15 protein-coding genes and 1 pseudogene are annotated in these 19,830 nt (G+C 51.1%); 7 read left to right on the top strand and 9 right to left on the bottom strand.

From position 1 onward, the window contains the following. Positions 1–74: 74 nt before the first annotated feature. The 7 genes and pseudogenes from P9J57_RS15110 to P9J57_RS15080 all read right to left on the bottom strand — a co-directional run bounded on the left by P9J57_RS15110 (position 75) and on the right by P9J57_RS15080 (position 7,048). The gene (locus tag P9J57_RS15110) at positions 75–437 is read right to left on the bottom strand and encodes a hypothetical protein (RefSeq protein ID WP_028714914.1); all 363 of its coding nucleotides are present in this window, start codon (positions 435–437) and stop codon (positions 75–77) included. 34 nt (positions 438–471) lie between these two features. Next, a complete protein-coding gene (locus tag P9J57_RS15105; protein WP_162176187.1) occupies positions 472–720 on the bottom strand; it encodes a hypothetical protein in 249 nt (82 codons plus the stop codon). Positions 721–891: 171 nt separating this feature from the next. Next, a pseudogene (locus P9J57_RS15100) lies at positions 892–1,361 on the bottom strand (RHS repeat-associated core domain-containing protein); the annotation flags it as partial. Positions 1,362–1,691: 330 nt separating this feature from the next. Continuing rightward, positions 1,692–2,072 (bottom strand): Imm10 family immunity protein, encoded by a 381-nt coding sequence (locus tag P9J57_RS15095; protein ID WP_019105960.1) that lies wholly within the window; start codon positions 2,070–2,072, stop codon positions 1,692–1,694. Between the two features lie 8 nt (positions 2,073–2,080). Further along, positions 2,081–6,289 carry an RHS repeat-associated core domain-containing protein gene (locus tag P9J57_RS15090; RefSeq protein WP_483279277.1) on the bottom strand — a complete coding sequence of 1,403 codons (4,209 nt, stop codon included), beginning with the start codon at positions 6,287–6,289 and terminating at the stop codon, positions 2,081–2,083. A gap of 17 nt (positions 6,290–6,306) precedes the next feature. Then, positions 6,307–6,744 carry a DcrB-related protein gene (locus P9J57_RS15085; protein ID WP_013024967.1) on the bottom strand — a complete coding sequence of 146 codons (438 nt, stop codon included), beginning with the start codon at positions 6,742–6,744 and terminating at the stop codon, positions 6,307–6,309. Positions 6,745–6,898: 154 nt separating this feature from the next. Next, entirely contained in the window at positions 6,899–7,048 is a 150-nt protein-coding gene (locus P9J57_RS15080; protein WP_015700797.1) for a lipoprotein, read from the bottom strand. A gap of 456 nt (positions 7,049–7,504) precedes the next feature. On the opposite strand from P9J57_RS15080, the gene P9J57_RS15075 reads away from it, so the two are divergent. From P9J57_RS15075 to P9J57_RS15060, 4 genes are all read left to right on the top strand, one after another. Further along, entirely contained in the window at positions 7,505–9,133 is a 1,629-nt protein-coding gene (locus P9J57_RS15075) for an ABC transporter substrate-binding protein (RefSeq protein WP_210509440.1), read from the top strand. Between the two features lie 362 nt (positions 9,134–9,495). Beyond that, the gene (locus P9J57_RS15070; RefSeq protein WP_042676410.1) at positions 9,496–10,527 is read left to right on the top strand and encodes an HlyD family secretion protein; all 1,032 of its coding nucleotides are present in this window, start codon (positions 9,496–9,498) and stop codon (positions 10,525–10,527) included. A 102-nt stretch (positions 10,528–10,629) separates the two neighbouring features. After that, a complete protein-coding gene (locus tag P9J57_RS15065) occupies positions 10,630–10,899 on the top strand; it encodes a hypothetical protein (RefSeq protein WP_264418851.1) in 270 nt (89 codons plus the stop codon). Between the two features lie 348 nt (positions 10,900–11,247). Next, the gene (locus P9J57_RS15060; RefSeq protein WP_072404232.1) at positions 11,248–11,946 is read left to right on the top strand and encodes a DUF1868 domain-containing protein; all 699 of its coding nucleotides are present in this window, start codon (positions 11,248–11,250) and stop codon (positions 11,944–11,946) included. A gap of 275 nt (positions 11,947–12,221) precedes the next feature. Here P9J57_RS15060 and P9J57_RS15055 read toward each other — a convergent pair whose 3' ends face one another. Continuing rightward, complete coding sequence (locus P9J57_RS15055; RefSeq protein WP_014593130.1) at positions 12,222–13,643, bottom strand: L-fucose/L-arabinose isomerase family protein; 1,422 nt, start codon at positions 13,641–13,643, stop codon at positions 12,222–12,224. 478 nt (positions 13,644–14,121) lie between these two features. On the opposite strand from P9J57_RS15055, the gene P9J57_RS15050 reads away from it, so the two are divergent. Genes P9J57_RS15050 through P9J57_RS15040 form a run of 3 tightly spaced genes read left to right on the top strand, consistent with a single transcriptional unit; the run spans position 14,122 to position 17,894 of the window. After that, complete coding sequence (locus tag P9J57_RS15050; protein WP_483279510.1) at positions 14,122–15,471, top strand: MFS transporter; 1,350 nt, start codon at positions 14,122–14,124, stop codon at positions 15,469–15,471. 15 nt (positions 15,472–15,486) lie between these two features. Next, positions 15,487–16,818 carry a glycoside hydrolase family 140 protein gene (locus P9J57_RS15045; RefSeq protein ID WP_104933253.1) on the top strand — a complete coding sequence of 444 codons (1,332 nt, stop codon included), beginning with the start codon at positions 15,487–15,489 and terminating at the stop codon, positions 16,816–16,818. 56 nt (positions 16,819–16,874) lie between these two features. After that, positions 16,875–17,894, top strand: coding sequence for a hypothetical protein (locus P9J57_RS15040; RefSeq protein WP_024471169.1), 1,020 nt, complete (start codon positions 16,875–16,877; stop codon positions 17,892–17,894). Positions 17,895–17,993: 99 nt separating this feature from the next. On the opposite strand, the gene P9J57_RS15035 is transcribed toward P9J57_RS15040, so the two are convergent. Next, a complete protein-coding gene (locus tag P9J57_RS15035; protein WP_483279276.1) occupies positions 17,994–19,604 on the bottom strand; it encodes an FAD-NAD(P)-binding protein in 1,611 nt (536 codons plus the stop codon). Positions 19,605–19,830 lie beyond the last annotated feature (226 nt).

The raw sequence follows: 19,830 nt of genomic DNA, 5'->3' as shown, positions 1-19,830 counted from the left end.
AGGCAGCTAAAATAAAAAAGCCGGAAGGATCGTAAAGATCGCTTCCGGCTTATTTTAATCATAGTTAATTTGGATTAGGCACTTAACTTATAAATATCTTTAGCTTCTTCATCCATATCCAGACTTCCAAGAGCACCCAGATCTAAGCTATAGACCAGTTCACTATTGTCTTTCACATTTATAAAATAACCAAGGTCACCATCCTGACCTATTAATAAATAATCTGGCTCAACATCTTGTATAGTGTATGTTTCGTTTCGTTCTACAATGTCTTTATAATTATAAAGATATACAGTATCTCCCTGAGGGGTCTGGATCTCATAAGTATCCGTATCTTTTATTTCCTCAGATGAGAACTGTTTGTATTTATTTGTAAGTTTGATATTGAGACTGCTCTCAGCAACCTTAAGCCCATCTAAAATTTCATCTTTATTCATAACAATTCACCTATTTTTTTCAAGCGGCAGCATATTAAATATCAAAAAATGGATTGCTCATATTACCTTCTCTGAGTCCGTCAAAATATTTAAATGCATCACTGAGAGATTTACGGGCCTGATTAGTGGGCACGCCAGCATCTAACATTTCTTTATAGCTAATATTAAATTCTTGCCTCAGGGTTGTATCCCAGCCACCCGTCGTAGCTCTTCGGGCGCGCTGTGCAGCACTGATAGCAGCATGCGGGCTACCAGATGATGATTTTAATAAAGTTGCAGGCACAGAATTTCTTTGATAACCACTAATCCTTTTCTTGGCTCAGGCATCTTGAACAGGATGATGACTTTGTACAAAACCATCAGCTTTACTATTTGTATGCCCTGCTGAGCGATTGATTCCCGGAGATAATTTTCCGTGAGGATCGACATCGCCAGTTTTATAGCCATTTGGAGCGCTACACTTATTCAACCCCAACGGGTCGATCCAACTCAGCGGGTTCGGCGCATACTGATAAAGGTTCCAGCCGCCTTCCAGCCCTATCGGATCCTGAACCGTAAACCGTCCCACCAGGGGATCGTAATAGCGGAACAGATTGTAATGCAGACCGGTTTCGCTGTCAGCATACTGGCCCGCATAGCGCAGGGCTGATGGGGCAGGGCAGACTGTTTTGCCAGCCGGGTAAAGCCCTTTGTCTGTCGGCGCACCTCGCCAAAGCTGCCTTACTGACCGCTCCAGCGAATATCGCCCCGTTCATCGGTCACCTCTAGCGGCGCACCGTTAATATCGGTGTTAAACCACAACATATCGGCCCGGCCACCCACTGACATATGATCAATGCGCGCCAGCGGGCTCCGGGCCTTGTTGGGATCGTATACATAGGTCTGAAGCTGACGGTTCTCCTGCTGCCTCTGTAAAAGATAATAGATGTCATATATAATATCTCTACCTTATCTAGCTGAGAAATTATTAGGCTCTATATTTATTGTTGTTTTCAAAAAATCCTTCTATGAATTAAACTATTTCAATCTAGATCTCATGCGGATTAAATCTATTTTAAAATATAATTTTCTTGAGCGTCAGGGAATGTCATTTTTATTGGCTTTGAAGTTTAATAAAAACTTAAAGGTGTTCATTTAACATTGAAGCCATAACACGACAATTGCTTATTAAGAAGTTATTTAATTTATAAGTTGAGGCTTGCCCTAGGTTATGCATTTGAATGATAACCAGGAACAGAGCAAGCCATTTTGAATTTAATTTTTTATTATTATATCAATACTGCTGTCTTCAAATATTTTTTTTAAAAAATGTTTAAGATTATTTATTTCTTTGGCATTTTTTAGTACAGCTAAGTACTGCTTAGCCCCTGCTTTTAACGCAGCATTATCGTTAAGATAAACAATTAAATTTTCATCATCAAGCTCGACTTTTTCGATAGCATCAGCAATTTCATATTCAGTGGAGTCACTTTGAAAACCTATACATTCATCGACTGTAAGATCATCTTCATCAAATCTCCCAATAATGAAATAATTTTTAGGATCGTTGTAATCATCCCCAACAGCTACAGTGAGTACATCATCTTCATTTGTACAGCTAATACAAATAGCATCAATTTTTTTAGTCATATTCATAATCATCCTTAGCCAGAACAGCTTTTTGCTTTAGTCGATTTTTTACCTGATGCTGACCATGTGTGCTTATCACCTTCGTCAGTTGGCCAGTTATATACAACGTCTGCACCTGTATTCACTTTAAAAGTATTCATTTTTCCACGACATGAAGTACATGGAGGATATTGTCCATCAATAACCAGCTTGTCGCCAGGAGAGGCAATCTGATCTAACTCCCTTGTAATGCGGGCTTCAGTGTGTGTCGCTAGTGAACTTTGTGGAAAACCAAGAGCCTTTTCTTCGGGGGTCATATTCCCACTTTGCCAAACGCCCTGAGCTTTAATTCTACCTTCATTATCATAGAGTGTAGCATTTGCAGTATGTGTTCCTTTGCCAGTCCCAAATGCCAAGCCTAAAGGGTCAATCCACTTAAGAGGGTTCGGCGCATACTGATACAGGTTCCAGCCGCCTTCCAGCCCTATCGGGTCCTGAACCGTGAACCTTCCCACCTGCGGATCGTAATAGCGGAACAGATTGTAATGCAGACCGGTTTCGCTGTCCGCATACTGGCCCGCATAGCGCAGCGGCTGATGGGGCAGGGCAGACTGTTTTGCCAGCCGGGTAAAGCCCTCCGTCTGTCGGCGTACCTCGCCAAAGCTGCCGTACTGACCGCTCCAGCGGATATCGCCCCGTTCATCGGTTACCTCTAGCGGTGCCCCGTTGAGATCGGTATTGAACCACAACACATCGCCCCGTTCGCCTGCTGCCATATGGTCGATGCGCGCCAGCGGGCTCCAGGCCTCGTTGGGATCGTACACGTAGGTCTGGCACTGGCCGTTTTCATGCTGCTCCTGTAACAGGCGATAGCCCTGCCACAGAAAACGGACTTCTTTACGATCGTGCTGGGTGCTGACCACTTTGCGGGTGCGCCTGCCCAGCGCATCATAATGATAATGCGCGGTAAACCCGCCGTCCGGGCCATTGCCTTTGGCGCTGATGAGTCGGTTTTCGGCGTCATAGGTAAAATGCTGCTCATGCAGGCCGCTGCGTCGACTGACCAGGTTGCCCCAGTCATCGTACTTCATAAACAGGTTCTGCCAGTGATGCAGACGGTTGTCGGTAACTGGCAACGCGTGCAGTGCATCGTCGTTTGCCGCCAGGTTGTCCGCATTATCATAAGCAAAATGCGAGGTGCTATGGCCCTGTCTGGCTTCATAGTGCTTCAGCAGGCGGCCTTCATCATCGTAACCATAGATAATGTCGCCGCGCAGCGTATCACTGACAGACTCCAGTTCACTGCGTGCCGAATAGCGGAAAGCGCGTTCCAGAATGGCTTTTTCCGGTAGCACCACCTCGCTATGCAATTCACTGCGCTGCATCGTGCGCCTGCCAAGGCTGTCGTACTGACGCGCCTGCTCACGCGCGCCCTGACTGCGGAAAATTTCCCGATGCAGGCGGTCGCGGGTAAATTCACTGACCAGTTGCTGATTAAAGCGAATCGCGCTGACGTGGCCAGAGCCATAGTGCAACCAGGCAAGTTGCTGTTCACCCGGCAGGGTCAGATGGGTGAGGTTGCCCAGCGCATCCCATTCGTAATCCAGTTTCCCGTTTATACCGGCTTCTGTTAACAGCTGACCTGCGACGTCATAGGTAAAGGCGATTTCATCGTCTTCGATACCAAGCGCCATTCCGTCACTGGTCGGCGTGCGAACCAGGCTGGCAAGTTGACCGCTACGATGACGCCGGTAGTGGTATTCAGCATGCTGCGTTGAGCGCTGGGTAATCAAGCCGCTGTCGTCGTAGCTAAAGCGCTGCCAGCGTCGAGCTATGCCACCGTCATTAGCGGGCTGGCCATTTTCCTGTAAACCAATGAGAAAGCCACGAGCATTCCATTCCATATTGCGTGAGGTCTTATCGGGCCGGATCTCACTCAATGGACGGCCGAGCGGATCGCAGGTAAAGCGATAGTCACCGCCGTTGCCGTTTTCCAGCCGCAGCAGATTACCACGGGCATCGTAATGCCAGCGACGCGTGCGACCAATGCGGTCCGTCAGGCTCACCGGTAATCCGAGTGCGTTATAGGTCCAGCGGACTTCGGTTTCCAGCGGATCGCGCCACGCACTGAGCTGCCCCTGGGTGTTCCAGTGCAGGGTTTCCCGGCTGCCGTCTGGATGGATAATGGCGCAGAGTTGTCCCTTGTCATTCCACTCGCGCTGGGTGACATGACCTTCAGCATCCACGCTGCGAACAAGCTGGCCAAATCGGTCGTAGCTAAACGTCGTTACGCTGCCAGAGCAGTCGGTGCGCTGCGTCAGCAGCCCTTGTCGGTTCCATTCCAGCTTCACCACGCCGCCCGTTGCATCGGTGATGCTGTCTGGCAGCAGTTCTGTGTCATCAGGGTAGTGATAGGTGGTGACGTTATTGAGCGCATCGGTTTCAGTCAGCAGGCGAACATTAAGATCGTAAGCCGCCTGAGTCGCGCTCAGATCGGGATAGTCCGTACGGATCACACGGTCAGTCATGCGGAACCAGTGATAAGTGGTTCGACGTCCGACCGGATCGATCTCCTGCGTCATGCGACCATAGCGGTCCCAGTTGCTGCAGCGCATGGCGCCGCCGGGCATAATCACATCGCACAACTCGCCTGCGCGGTAAACCAGCATGGTCTGGCGGCCGTCGAAGTCGGTGAAGCGGGCGACATGATCGTCATCGTCAATGAGCCAGTGAGCTTCAACGCCGTCATCACGTCGCGCGCGTCGGATGCCATTATCAAAATCGTACTCAAAATCCAGCTGCTCGCCGCCGCTGTGACGGAAGGCTACCACTCTTGGGAGGCCATCGATCTCCTGCCAGCGATACTCACTTAGCAGGCCATTCATATCTTCATGGGCCACCATCAGGCCATCGCGCCACTGGAAGCGTCGGCGCACGCTACCGCCCCGGCCCGTTACCGTAACGAGTTGGCCGATATCATCGTAAGCGTAACTGACCAGACAAATATCGTCATCCAGCCAGGCACCTGCGAGCCGGTTATTCGCATAGCGGCAGGTTACGCGCTGACCGGCACTGTCTGTCAGCGCAGCCAATGTGTGATCGGGGTTCCAGTCGAACTGAATCTCATTGCCGCAGGGCTCGGTCAGGCAGAGGGGAAGAGAAGGGGCATCATCGCGCAGGGGCATAAAATGCCAGCGCTCACCGCTGATGTCATACAATGACCAACTGTCGTCCCGATGATGTTCCAGCCAGCGTTTCTCCGCTTCGCAGTAGGTACGCTGGCCTTTGGGCACCAGAGGAAAAGAGACGTAATCGCCGGAGGGCGCACGCCAGACCAGCCCATCCTGGTAGCGTTCCAGCCGTGTTTCCCAGAACAGGTTCCAGCCACGGCCTAATACGCTGTCGCCGGGATTACCGCTGCGCCAGTAGCGCTGCCAGCGTAGCGGCAGCCGGGAGGGCAGCACAAAATCCAGTTCATCATCGCCGCTAAGAAACTTCTGGCCGCTTACGATATCAACGGGACGGGCAAGAATACCTGCAGCCGCCACACCGGTCATCAAGGCACCAGCACGGCAGGCCACCCGGGCGATTTTATTGATGCCGGGAATCTTGCTCAGTAATTTACCCAGCGCGCCGACCTTGCCAGCCGCACCGCCCACGCCACCGGCCAGTCCGGCAAACAGCAGGGTAAGATCGGAGGCTTTATAAACCCATTCGGGCACTTCAGGTTGGATAGGCAGCGTTTGTTCAGGCTCGCCGCCGATATAGACGTTGTCAGAGCCCGTCATCACTTTGGCATCGCAGGTGGTGCGATCGTCGATGCGTGATGCAGGCAGGCCGTTGATATACACCCGGGAGGAGCCTTCCGCCATCTGCTGCGGACCATCGTCCTTGCAGGCCACTATGCTGTTGGTGGCCATGGCGGCGGGTTTACTGTTAATAAAGACGTTGGGCGAACCGGTGGTAATCTTGCCCTTTGGGGTCATGCTGGCCGCCCCAGCATCCGCTATTCCGTCTCGCGCGGCGGTGGCCAGTTCGCCAGTAAGGTAACCCACGCCGATACTGAGTCCAACCAGCAATACGCCCACGCCAAGGCAGGAGGCGCCTATCCCGGCAATCATCAATGCACCCGCAGCAATACCGCCCGCCGCAGCGATCAGTCCACCGACGATAGTGCCTGCAATCATGCCCGCCAGGGCATGAGAGTGACCGATATCATCGCCGAGGCGTGCAGCTTCAAACATGATAATTGCCCTTGTCGTTAAGCGTTAAAACGAAAACTTTTAAGCAGTGCCTGAAACTGTTCGCTGTCCGCGTCACCAATGGCGGACGTAGAGGTCATGGTAAAGACCAGTACTTTGTGACCATCGGGCGTGAAGACCGACTGCTGTTGCCAGATACGTTTACCGTCACGCAGAAAACTGGCGTGTACGCATTCACCCTGTAGCAGCGCGTCACCCAATACCGCAGCGCTACGTTCGGTCTGTTTCCATCCCTTTATGTGTTTTTGCATTAGCGTGAGCTGACGGTCGATGTACGCAGGCAGCGTTTCACCCTCGTTAAGCGTATCGCGTGAAATATTAAAAGCGGGAGCAGTGGCATCAGAGGCGGTGAAAGCGTTAACCGTGCGGTCCTGATAATCATCAGGCAGTGTGATTTGGCCTTCGGTAAACAGACAAGCGATGTTTGAGCCTGACATCGTGCAGATTCCCTATCCTTAAGATGTGCTCAAGTTTGTCATGAAAAGCGGCGAATCTCCAGTAAAGGCATGCGCAGAGAGTGGGCGTAAATGTAATGTCAGAATAATCCTGATCGCGATGCAAACAATGGCCTCCTGGTGAGGCCATCATGTGTTACCTGTGTGGACCGCCGCCAGGCCCACCGCCGCCGCCAGGGCCCATATGTCCCGGGCCGCCGCCTCCGGGGCCCCAGAATGGCCAGACGCATCCCGACAGGGCAGAAACACTTGCTAACGCGATAACGAACAGAATCACTTTTTTCATACAGGCTCCTGATTAACAGGAATGACTATATCAAGCCCTGCTTGTACAAGTGTGTGGCAGATGAAAAAGACCCGGCAGGATAGCGTAAAAGTTCCGTTAATCGGGGCGTTCAGCAGCGAAAACCGGTCGCAGCCCCATGTTCTGGCCTTGTCGCACGCGTTTAATTCTGAGAACACCTTTCCGAATATTCTCGCTTCCCTGATAAACGAACCACGACAGTTATTCACGCAGGCAACATCGTTATGTCTGATAGCTGAAAATGAACATATGCAGATTACAGCGGCGCTGTTTTTGAGCGGATACGCCGGCTCCTTGCATCAGAACTGTGCAATACAACGCGGTTTTAGTCTCAGATCGGGTGCAGGCTGGCGTGGCGCTTACCCTTATCTCTGGCCTGTTAATTGCAGTGCTGATGGGGTGAAGTCACCTTAAAACAATGCGAAAGGAGTTGGACGAATGTCGGTAAGCCGTTTATATGTTGCCCGTATGGGGTTGTCTGTAATAATCACGGGGTTATCGTGCTCGACGGCGGCCTTTGGGGCAAACGTACCCAATGGTGTGACATTGGCTCCCGTGCAGGAGATCGTGCGGGGCAATGGAGCCGAGCCTGCTACCCTGGATGTTGATAAAGCTGAAACCAACGATGCCTTTTCAGTTATTAACGACCTGTTTGAAGGGCTGGTGCGGACTGATCCAGAGGGCAAAGTCATACCGGGACTGGCTGCTTCGTGGGAAACGGCCGACAACAAAGTCTGGACCTTCCATCTTCGTCCTGACCTGACATGGTCAGACGGATCGCCGCTGACAGCTGAAGATGTTGTCTTCAGCTGGCGTCGTCTGACCGATCCCAAAACGGCATCGCCTTATGCATCCTTTGCTAACTATGCGCATATCCTTAACGCTGATGCGGTGACGGGCGGTAAAAGCCCGCCTGACAGCCTGGGCGTTAAAGCCTTAGACGCGCACACCGTGCAGGTGACGCTGGATCAGCCGGTGTCCTATTTTTTGCAGTTTGTTGCCCATCCTTCCCTGTTTCCGGTCAGCGAAAATAACGTTAAAAAGTTTGGTGAGGCCTGGACCCGGCCGGGCAACATGGTCAGCAGCGGTGCCTATAAACTGGATCAGTGGGTAGTTAATGAAAAAATCACGCTGAACCGTAACGATCGCTATTGGGATAACGCGCATACCCTAATTAATCGCGTAACGTTTTTACCGATTAATGATGTTTCTGCCGAGCTTAACCGCTACCTGGCCGGCGGCATTACCATTACGGACAGCATTCCCGCCATTGATTTCCCTCGAATGAAAAAAGAGCGGCCCAAAGAAGTACACAGCACCTCTATTTATAGCGTGTTCTATTTCCAGATAAATACGCACAAGGCACCCTTTACCGATGTCCGCGTGCGTCAGGCGCTGGACCTGGCGCTGGATAAAGGCATCATCGCCGATAAGGTTATCGGCATGGGACAGAAACCGGCTTATACCGTTGTGCCATTATCAATGGGGGACGTCAAACTGTCTCCGCCTGACTGGGCGGGCTGGACGCAGGCGCAGCGCATCAAAAAAGCTCAGGCGTTACTCAGCGAAGCCGGTTTTTCAGCCAGCCATCCTCTGAGTTTTACCCTGCTCTACAACACCAATCAGGATAACCAACGTATCGCGATTGCCGCTGCTTCCATGTGGGGTAAAACGTTAGGTGCGAAGGTCACGCTGCAAAATCAGGAATGGAAAACCATGCTGGATACCATGCATCAGAGGCAATATGATCTGGTGCGCTACACCTGGATTGGTGACTACAGTGAGCCCTCTACTTTTTTAAATACCTTCCGCAGTGGCGACAGTCAGAATAGCTCAGGTTATGCCAGCACAGCGTTTGATGCGGCAGTAAAAGCCGCGGGAATGGATACCGATCCAAACGCCGTAACCCAGGATTACCAGAAAGCCAGCGACATTATTGCAAAAGATGCGCCGGTTATTCCGGTTTTCTATGGTGCGCTCAACAAGATGGTCAGTCCAAAGGTCGGCGGCTATGCCCCATCGCATCTGGGTTTCTATTACACCAAGGACCTTTATCTTGTTAAATAAAACGCGCGCCGGTACGTTTCTGACGTAACCGAACTGCTGAGTGCTGTTTGCTCGCTGGGGCCAGCTTTTGGCCCCAGCGAGCCTGGTGACATCCCCCGCTTTTTCTGTCAGCGCCGTAAAACGTCCCTTCATATGCAGTCAAAGCCGTTCTCTGACACAGCAAACCCGAAAGATTGAAACTCGCTTGCAAAAGGTAACGACTGGAAATGTTCTTCTGTTTTAAAACGGCACAAGGAAATGGGATGTTAAGCGCAGAGGGGAATCCGTTACCCGATTAGCCTTGAATTAACCGCACTCACAAAACATCTGTTACATGGCGCCTTGCCCGGTAATATCCCTACGTCATTATTGAAGGTATAAAAATGGAAAACCCATTTTTTAAGAAACAGATCGTTGAATCATCCGGCGCTGAGTGCGGTGAAACCCTGTCCCCGTTGGCACTGTTGCTTCGCCGGAACCTGGTTTCACTCGTTGTTGGGACAATAACCGTCATTTATTTCGTTCAAAGCCATCCGCTTCACGTGCGCCCGTCAGCCGCCAGACAGGCCGCGCAGCCACAACCTGTGGCCTTCAATGCGCCTGCAGGCGGCACGGTTAAGCAGGGGCAGAACAGCCAGGGCCAGCCCGCGCTGACCGCCGCTTCGCTTGAACTTGCCTCAGCCCAGACCCGGTTAGCTGCGGAAAAAATTCGGCTCGTCAGTGCGCAGTTGAAGCTTGAGCAGAGCAGTCTGCTGCAGGACATCGATCACACCCAGCAGCTTGCTCTGCAACAGGTCAGCGACAGCCGCTTCCAGCAGGCCATGCTGAATGGTCAACTTGAGCAACTGGCGGACCAGATTAAAATTGAATCGGCGCAAATGGGTATGGCTCAGAAGCTGGTCAACACTTGGCGACCGCTGTTAGCAAAAGGATACATCTCCACGCTTCAGTTTGAGCAGGAGCAATCGACGGTATGGGGCTATGAAAGCCAGTACCGTGCGCTGTTACAGCAACAGTATGGTGCCCGCCAGCAGTTAAACGTTTTGAACGACCAACAGCTTCAAATACCGCTAGCCACATCTGTAAAGCTTAACGTCCTGCGTCGTCAGCTGGCGCAGGTGGATGAGAACCTGTCACAAAATGAAACTATCCTGCAGCAGGCGCTCTATATGCCTTCTGACGGTTCAGTGAAATCTGTTATCGCGAAGGCTGACAACAGGATGACAGGGGAGCAATCGAGTCAGGCTGGTGAAGCCAACAGTCAGCAAACCGCGACCACCAGATTGATATCCGATAAGCCAGTAGCCGGCATGCACAGAGACAACCCTGGCGGAGCGCATTTTCAGACCATAAATGCCCAGTCTGGTAATTCCTTCAACAGTGGGCATCATTCGGTATCAGCGCATAATGTGTAACCCATCAGGCTGGTGGCTGAAGCGTGAGGGGGGAGAGGTATTTACAACCTCAACCGCAGCAGGATAGAGTCATTTCTCCTCTTCTTTCAGGCGAAGCGCAAAATGCCAGATTACTGTTTCTATCAAAAAGGTCACCACACCGTCGTGCTGGAAAGACATGATGCGGACGGTGGTTCTCAGTTAGAAGATAAGGGCTATAAAAAGCAATTCGAAGAGGTGAGTGCAACTGACAAGCATCGGGCACTTAACCGCTTTGCTGATATTCGCCGAAGCAATCAAAAAGATCATCACGACTTCTTCTCGGGCGCGATCGCTATGCCACTGATGGGCGTGCTTACCGCCATTGCTGTTTTTCTGTTACGGAAAAAATAGCCCGCTTGCGGATATCCGCAGGCGACGGGGCACAACGCCTGGTTAAAAAAGGCCAGGCTCAAACCCGACAGCGGTAAGAAACCAACCTGTTAATTATCTGCTTTGTGCCCATGATGGCTTCATAAAACGCATTCGGATGTCTTTTTTGCCTGTTCTGTATTAAAGCCAGCCCGCTGTCCTGATTTTCCATCGCTCCTGCTGCCTGATAACGGTCACAATCATGCTTTATGCTGTGGTTCGGCAGTCACAAAGAGCGTTCCTGAAGCACGTCATCATATCGCCTGGTTATGCCAGCTTAGAGAGTAATCGTCTCAGGAAAGCCATCTCGAGCGCGCGGGAGCCTGAATCATGTCAGAAGTGCTGGAGCAGGAAGGATGGATAGAAAATGCCATCGGTGAAAAATTTAACGCCAAAGGTGAGGTACTGCCATTCAGAGGCAACACGCTGATTTGTCATCTCGAACAGGACAGTGAAATCGTCCGTGTGACTGGCGAAATGGTTGATGCAATGAAAGCCGCAGGGCTGGGGCGTTGTTACGCATTTCTGCCGCAGTCGAGCTACCATATGACGGTGTTTAACGGTGCCAATGACCGGGCACGGCACTATCCGGCCTGGCCACAAGACCTGAATCTTGATGCGTCGATGGAAGAGTGCGACCGCCTGTTCGCGGCGAAGCTGGCAAATTTCAGGCTCATGCCCTCGTTACCTTTGCAGATGCGCATTGGAGCCATTGCCTTAAAACGTGGCGTCTCGCTGTCGCTGGCGCCGTTGGACAGGGCGGAAGAGCGCAAAATACGGTCGCTCAGAGATGCGCTCAGCCGCACGCTTAACTGCAAACGAAATAATCATGATGTCTACGAATTTCATGTCAGTGTCTCTTATCTCATCAATAAACCGAACGATGAGGAGTTGCGCCTGCTGCAGATTTTAAGAGCCGTATATCTGGAAAAGCTGATGCGGGTTGCGCCGGTGATGACGCTGGGTGCGCCTGAGTTTTGTACCTTCAGAGATATGTCTCGGTATACGCCGTTGTTAAGGCTGGAATAGCCCGACAAACTGGATTCATTATTTCTACTGTTCTGCTTTTACTTTTGTCGCTTTTGAGCTGTTAACTTCAATAGCGTAGAGCCTCTTGGTTAAAATATTGTCTTCATAATAGTGACTTACCTGGCCCGGGCAGACAGGTAGGAGAGGAGAAAGCGATAGCCATAATTTTGGTCTTTTCATCGTGAATATATTTTAAACCGGCCCCATCAGATTCTTACCAGAAATGAAGGGGCTCATCGGTGAATGTACCAAACCGCCTTGATTTAACATCAACCTTATTGGCAATGAAAATGCGTCCCAACCTGCAAATAGCGGGTAAAGGCTTCATGCAAAGCTTCTGCGCAGGATGCGTGGTTAAAGGCTACGTGATGCTCGAAGCCGTTACGGCAAATCCACGCCAGCAAGCGTTCCAGCTGCGGCACTTCAATGACCGCACGACAGCCAACGGTATCTAGCGGATCGTTCACGGCGACGCCTTCACCCACATAGGCTTTAATTTCTCCCCTCAGATCGTCTGAGCTCAGTCGGAAGAAGGTGATGTTGCCAGTTTTACTTCTGCCATGAACGGCACCGCAGGTATTTTCGTTGCCGACGCGATGACCAATAATATTGGCGGTGCCCATTGTGGCGTCCTCCAAAGAGGCTGTGGCAAAGTTGCCACAGTGAAACAGCACACATTTGTCTGGATCGTCGCCGTAGTTATTATTCCAGTCGGCAATGGAGGCCGGACTCAGGCTGCAACTGGCAAGGGCATACATGGATAATGCGCCCATCACATCGACTTCACAGGCGCTGGGCAGTAACTGACCGGACATCACGCTCATCACAGAGCACGCGTTAATACCGAGAGTTTCCTGCAATGAGGTCCAGCACTGGATGGCGGTGGCATCAATGTCTTCAGCTATAACCCATTCAGCGATGACCACGAACAACTTTGCCATGAGGGTGATTTTATCTGAAGCCATCGTGCTGACATGCGCATTATCCAGCAGCAGGCGGCGCTTCTCATCGACACGAATATCGCTGTCGCCTAACCGTTTCATTCTGCTGAACACCTCCGATAAATCCAGGGTTTCCACGGCGATGCCCAGCCTTTCAAGTAATTTTTCACTGTAGCGAACGGTATTAAAACCAGCAGGACGCGCACCAATTGCGCCCACTCGCGCGCCGCGCATGCTGCTGACCACCCGGCAAACCTGCTTAAACCGGCTTATATCCCGGGCAAAAGATTCACCCGCTAAGTCACTCACGTGCTGGGTGGTTAAGGTGAAGGGAATGTCATATTGACGCAGGTTATTACACAGGGAGATTTTGCCGCAAAAACTGTCTCGCCGACTGGCGAGATGCATCTTGTCCAGGCGGTCTGGCTGGGCCTGAATTAACACAGGAACATTAAGTCCGGAAAGACGTAATGCTTCTGAAACGGCTTTTTCATCGCCAAAATTGGGAAGCAATACCACCACGCCATGAATATCGTCACGACGAGCGCGTAACCATGCTGCACATATTTTGGCTTCTGCACGTGTTTCAACGCCACCGTAGCGGGTCTGGGTTTCATCGAGCATTACCGGATTGATATCGTGCTGAATAAACACCTCAATAATCTGCTCGCGCGCCTCATTGACGACGTATCCGGGGAAGAACCCCCGGTTAGCGATAATAACGGCCATGGTTAATTGATGTGGTATTCTTGACATGATTTTTCTCCGGTATGCATAGGTTTATTATGGGTGTTTTGATGTTTTAAAATTTCATCATTGTTAATGATGTTGTTTATTTTGTTCTGGCTTTTACAGATGGTGTGATCTGTGCAAACCATTCAAGTGGACGCTTTTCTTATCGGGTGAGTTTGATTTTATTAATTCATTCTCACATTGTTCGTGATGCCTGTTTTTGTCTATTTTTGTTTTTTTAAATGGAGTGTATGCCGCAAATAAGGCGTGGTTTTTGGCAGTTACTATTATCTTTAATAGTGTTTTTGGTTGTTGGTGGTTAGAGGTATGAAGAGATGTTTTATCGAGATGCGTTAATTAATTAACTTAAATATTGATGTATTTTTGAAGGTGTGATTTGTTTTTTATTGAACTAAGTTCACAAAAGAAACTTAATGCAGTTTGTTTCTGTTCCCTGTTTTTATATGGTTGGCGTCCTTTATTAATGCGGGAGGATGCTGGAATGGAATTACATAAACCATTAAAAGTAATTTTTCGCGAAAAATTTTGTTACGGGCTTGGGGATACCTCAGCAAATATCTTCATGGGCATGACCATGATGTTTTTGTCGATATATTACACCGATGTATTCAAGCTCAGCCCTGCAGTAATGGGAACCTTATTTCTGATTACGCGCTTAATTGATGCGATAAGCGATCCATTAATTGGCGTGGTGGCCGATCGCACGCGTTCTCGACATGGCCGTTACCGCCCTTGGCTATTATGGTTCGCTGTGCCTTATGGGCTTAGCTGCGCAGCCGTTTTCCTTTCACCCGAGTTGGGTGAAACCGGCCGGATCATTTATGCCTACACCACCTATATCATGCTGGTTATGGCGTTCAGCCTGGTGGCGGTGCCCTATGTCTCTCTGCTGGGAGCCATTTCAGCAGACAGTGACGAGAGGATACAGATAAACACGATTCGCTTTCCGTTAGCCAAGGTCTCTTACTTAATTTGTTCTTTACTGGTCCCCATGTTGATTGCGCTTTTTGATAATGAGGTGATGGGTTATCGGGTTGTGATGTGCGGTATTGGCCTGCTCTCAACGCTATTGGTTTTAATTTGCTATTACAATACTCAGGAACGCGTTTCAGCGGGGGATGTACAGACGCTCAGCGTCGGCAACCAGATACGGCTGATGTTGAAAAACGATCAGGCTTTAATCATTTTTGCTGCACAGCTGGTGGTGATGATTATGAATACGCTTAAGTTTGGTGCGGCGGCGTATTTTGTAAAATATGTGCTTAACTTGCCTGTTTCATTTCTGAGTATTTTGCTTACCGCGGGTTCAATTGCCGGAATTATTGCCCCCTTGATTACCGGATATGTCCTTAAAACCGGACGGGTAAAACGGATTCCATTACTGATCTGGAGTCAGATCGCGGGCGGACTTATTACGTTAATCATTGGTTTTACCTCTGCCGAAGCCGTCTGGGTACATGCGGGGCTGTTTGTCACGGCGACACTGGTTGTTGAACTTATCGCCGTAATTATTTGGGCAACCGTCGCGGATGTGGCTGACTACGGCTTTTATAAATATGGCGTCCGAATAAACGGCATGATTGGCGGCGGCATGTTGTTTGCCACAAAAGCCGGAATGGCGATCGGTGGGGCAATTATTGGTTATGTCTTAGCATGGTACGGATATAACCCCGATTTCATGACCACGGCTTCAGAAAATCAACTTTCTGCGTTTAACCTCCTTTATGTCTGGCTCCCCGCATCCTGCATGTTTATCACCGCCGGAATATTTTCACGTTACAAACTGGATGAAAAAACCTGCCAGTCATTTATCAATGAAAAAGCGTTCTGATATCAGGAGTGGTAGATGAAAAAATTAACGGTTCGTGACAGAAGTTTTTATCAGGAGGATCGCCCCTTTTTCTATACGGCCTGTACTGCCTGGGAGCTGTTTCACAAACTGACGCTGACAGAGGCAGAAGCGTATTTAACAAATCGGGCAAAAAAAGGCTTTAATGTGATTCAGGCCGTTGCCCTGTGTGAGCTTGACGGTTTACAGACGCCGACTTACGAAGGCGGACATCTGCCCTTTAGGGATTTAACGTCTCTAATCCCCAATGAAGCCTATTTTGATCATCTGAGGCGAGTCACCGACATCGCCAATTCGCGAGATCTCTATATCGCCCTGGTGCCGATGTGGGGGTCACACTGGAGTGTGAACAACAGTTGGGGAGCGGCCAAAACGCCCTTATTTAACGCAGAAAACGTTCAGGCATTCTGTCGGTATCTCAGTGACAAGCTGCAAGGCACGGGCATCATATGGATGATCGGCGGTGATCGTGCAGTGCAAACCCCGGAACAACGCCAGCTGATGGAAAATATGGCCCAAGGGTTGCGACAGGGCGGCAGTGGCGATGCGCTGTTGACCGTGCACTCGCAGGGCGGGCGAAGCACGCTGGACATGCTGGGCGATCGGCCCTGGCATGATTTTATCGTCTGGCAATCGGGACACATGGGTGAGGCTTATCCGTCGTGGCGCGTCATTGAAATGGATTACCAGCGTCAGAGCAAGCCGGTTCTCGATGCTGAACCCTGCTATGAAGCCCATCCGATCATGTGTCAGCATCAGTTCCGTCGTGCACAGGAGGCCAGCCGCTTTACCGATCGTGAGGTGCGCCGCAGCAGCTACTGGTCAGTCTTTGCGGGGGGCGCGGGCATTACCTATGGTTGCTACAGTCTCTGGCAGATGCGCCGACCGGAAGATGACGCGATGGCGATACCTGAAAGCGCAGCGAGTACTTATCAGGGCGATACCATTCCATACTGGTTTGATGCGCTTGACTATCCCGGCGCCTTTGCCATTGGCATCCTGCGACGGTTTATTGAATCCCTGCCTGACTGGCATCTACGGGTTCCCGATCGGTCTTTGCTTATCAATCCTAATCCCAGCGATCAACGCCACTGTGGTGTGATGCGCGATCACCAGCAGCGCTGGATAGCGGTATATATTCCGCAACAGCAAAATATCACCCTGGATATCAGCGCCTTTGCCGCAACGGGATTCGAAACAGGATGGTTTGATCCCCGCTATGGCATCATGAACTGGCTGAGCAATGATATGTCGGAGACCTTTTTCCTTAACATCGACCCACCCGCCAGCGGAAATGACTGGATACTCGTGTTGAGAGCAAATTCCTGATAAGGCGAACTGTGTTACTGTCCGCTCAGAAGCGCAGAGCGGGCAGAGGGTCGTGAATGGATTACAAGAAGCAGATATTGAATATTCTGCACAGCGAATGCGAGTCACGGGCAGAGATGACGCGCCGCCTGGGTGTGACGAAGGCCTACGTGACAAAATTGACGTCGCAGCTGCTGGAAGAGCGGGTTATTGAGGAGCGGGACGTAAAGGACAGTGCATTTGGCCGACCTCAACAGTTGCTGGCGGCAACGCCGGGCCAGTTTTTCAGCGTCAATATTACGCTTCGCAAAGGCCAGCTCCAGGCGATGCTAAACGACTTCAATACGCAAGTGCCCGCGCTGGCGCACCACAGGATCTCGTTGCCTGCCCTGCTAACGCCACAACGCCTGGTTGCCTTTATCGCCACCAGCGTTGCGGCGTTATGCCTGTCAGGCAATGTCCGTCAGCAGCAGGTCAACGTAATAAGCGTGGCGTTGCAGGGCGGCATCGAGCATTTCACCGGCGTCGTACGTTATTGCCCGTTGTTCAGTGAGACGAACGTGGCGCTTAAAAAACGGATTGAAGACGCGATGTGTATCAGCACACAGATTTTTAATATTGCGTTCTGTACCACTTTTCAGCTGGCTCAGCGTTTACCTTACTCATCGTGGGTGGCGTTTATGCCCGGGTTTGGCAGCCTGGGCTATGGGCAATGTATTCACGGCGAGCCAGTACTGGGTGAGAACGGATTTTATCCGGAGATAGTGCATCTACCTTATGAGGGCGGTATTGAGCAGGCGTTTGCTGTCGATCCGGATAACCAGCCCGCAACAGTACTGGCCACCGCCAGAGCGCTCTGTTTTGCTATCTGCTGCACCGCACCGATTCACAATATCAGACACGTGATTGTCACCGGTGAGCTGTTTGAAGACTATGGCGACGAGGTGCTGCCACTGGCGCAGGCGATACTCGCAGCGAATGCAGACACGCATATCAGCGGTATTCGCATTAAACATGATAAAACTGGTTATCACTATGGCGTCAAAGGGTTGGTGCAACTGAGTTCTGACGCCATCACAGAGCATATTCTGCCTTAATCACGTGCCGGAATCAGGTAGCTGATGCCAGAGCCGGACGACGAGATGCGCTGTCGCCCAGTCGTTTCAGCGTTAACAAGACAGCGGCATCGCGTTGCCCTAGGGTTCAAAATACGCCAGGCGCTTTCGGGGACGTGAAGGTGATTCCACAAGCGTACTGGCGATGGCGGCACCGATCTCGGCACACACCGTGAGTCCCTGCACAAACGGCTGGTCATGCATTAAATAGGGCAGGGCGGCCAGGGCAATGCGTCCACGGGCAGATTCAGGAGACAGCAAAGTATAATCGTCACCCACATCCGGAATCTCATCGCCGCAGCGCTGGATCTGCTGTTTCAGTGTTGCAAAGGGCAGATCGCGGGTCTTAAGAGCCTTTTGCCCTCGCGCATCAATAAACACGTCAAACGTTCGCTTTTGCCCCTCAGTCGTGATCAGCGTTTTCTGCTGTTGCCTTCGCAGTTCATACTCTTCGCCAAGGGCAAGGATGCTGATGATTCCGGCCTCTCGTAAGGCCAGCAGTCGACGGATGGATTGAGAAGGAATCGCCGCGTAGTTATCAATAAACACTTTAGCGAGGCCACCTGAAAAGCGTTTACTGTCGCTTTCGTTAAGGAAGGGAACGATTTTCTCAACCACCTCGTGCAGCCGCAAAAGGGTATAGCGCCAGGGCACGGTGCGCCTGTCGCGTTTGTTGCGTTCGACTTCATTCAAGTTAGCGCTGGCCCAGTGGAAAGGATCCTGTTTATGTCGGTTGGCAAACCAGGCTTCTGCAAGGCTGTCGGCATTGAGTGCTTTCAGATCAATCGTTGTGCTCCACGCAGGCGCAGCCTCCTCCAACTCCTCAACCATCAGTGCAAATACGCGATCGAGTAATCCGTCAGCGCCTGCCTCAATCGCGTTATCGATGGCATTTTGGGTAACGACGCTCAGTGGCTCATAGGGAATCGGGCAGTAGAAATCGGCTTCTGGCAGAATGCCCGATCGTGACATTAATACGATCTTCAGGGCTTCGTGGCCTTTGTCCAGTGTGAAGGCGATCGCGTCGTCGTCGCTTTCCTGAAAGTCACCATGCTGGATCGCCACGGCCATTGCGGTATCAATGCCACTCAGGGAGGTGCCCATAATACCCACGTGACATGCCGCTATTTTCGCTTCCATCAGACCGGACCAGGGGCTGGGGAAGTAGGTGCGGGTGGCGGCGCTGTCGTCTGGCCAGACATGGCCTGTGGCGATAACGACCTGATCAAATATTGCTGGGGCAGTATCGCCCTGCGTCCAGAGTTTTACGCCAGCATCGGTGGCCTCAAGATCGGTGACCTGACAGCGCTCATGTATTTTTACCTCGAAACCCTGTGCCGTTGCGCGGGACACCAGCGCTAAAAACCGATCGCGGAAATACTCGCCAAGCAGGATACGCGGCAGAAACTGACGGATATGCAGAGAGGCAGGATCGACGTGATATCGCCTGAGATGACTGTCGCTCTGGGCGCGTAGCCAGTCAATATAGGTCATAAATACAGGCGGGATTTCAATACTGGCAATGTTTGCCAGCATCATCCGGGAATTCTCTTCATCGTTATAGGGCATGCCAACACCGGCCTCATCACCCTGTTCGTAAACGGAAACGGACATCGGTACATGATGACCCAGAAGCGCATAAAACGTGTAGATACCGGTTGGCCCAGCGCCGACGATCGCGATCTTTTTCATCACTGTTCGCACCTTATTATTGTTATGGAGGACGGTTGTAAGGCGTGTTTTGATCTCGCCGCAGGACAGGCAAAGCCTCAATACAGGTTTTTCCTTTCAGCCAGTATGATCAAGTTTACTCGAGTATTGCAGAACTGCGCGGAAGGGGAGCTGAGTGGAACGCCATCACGACAAATGCAGATTGTCCTGATTGTGCGGTCGGCCTGAACAGGTTCATTCAGGCCGG

This window comes from Pantoea sp. nfd-35, from assembly GCF_056892255.1.
This window is presented reverse-complemented; position numbering and strand designations above follow the sequence as displayed.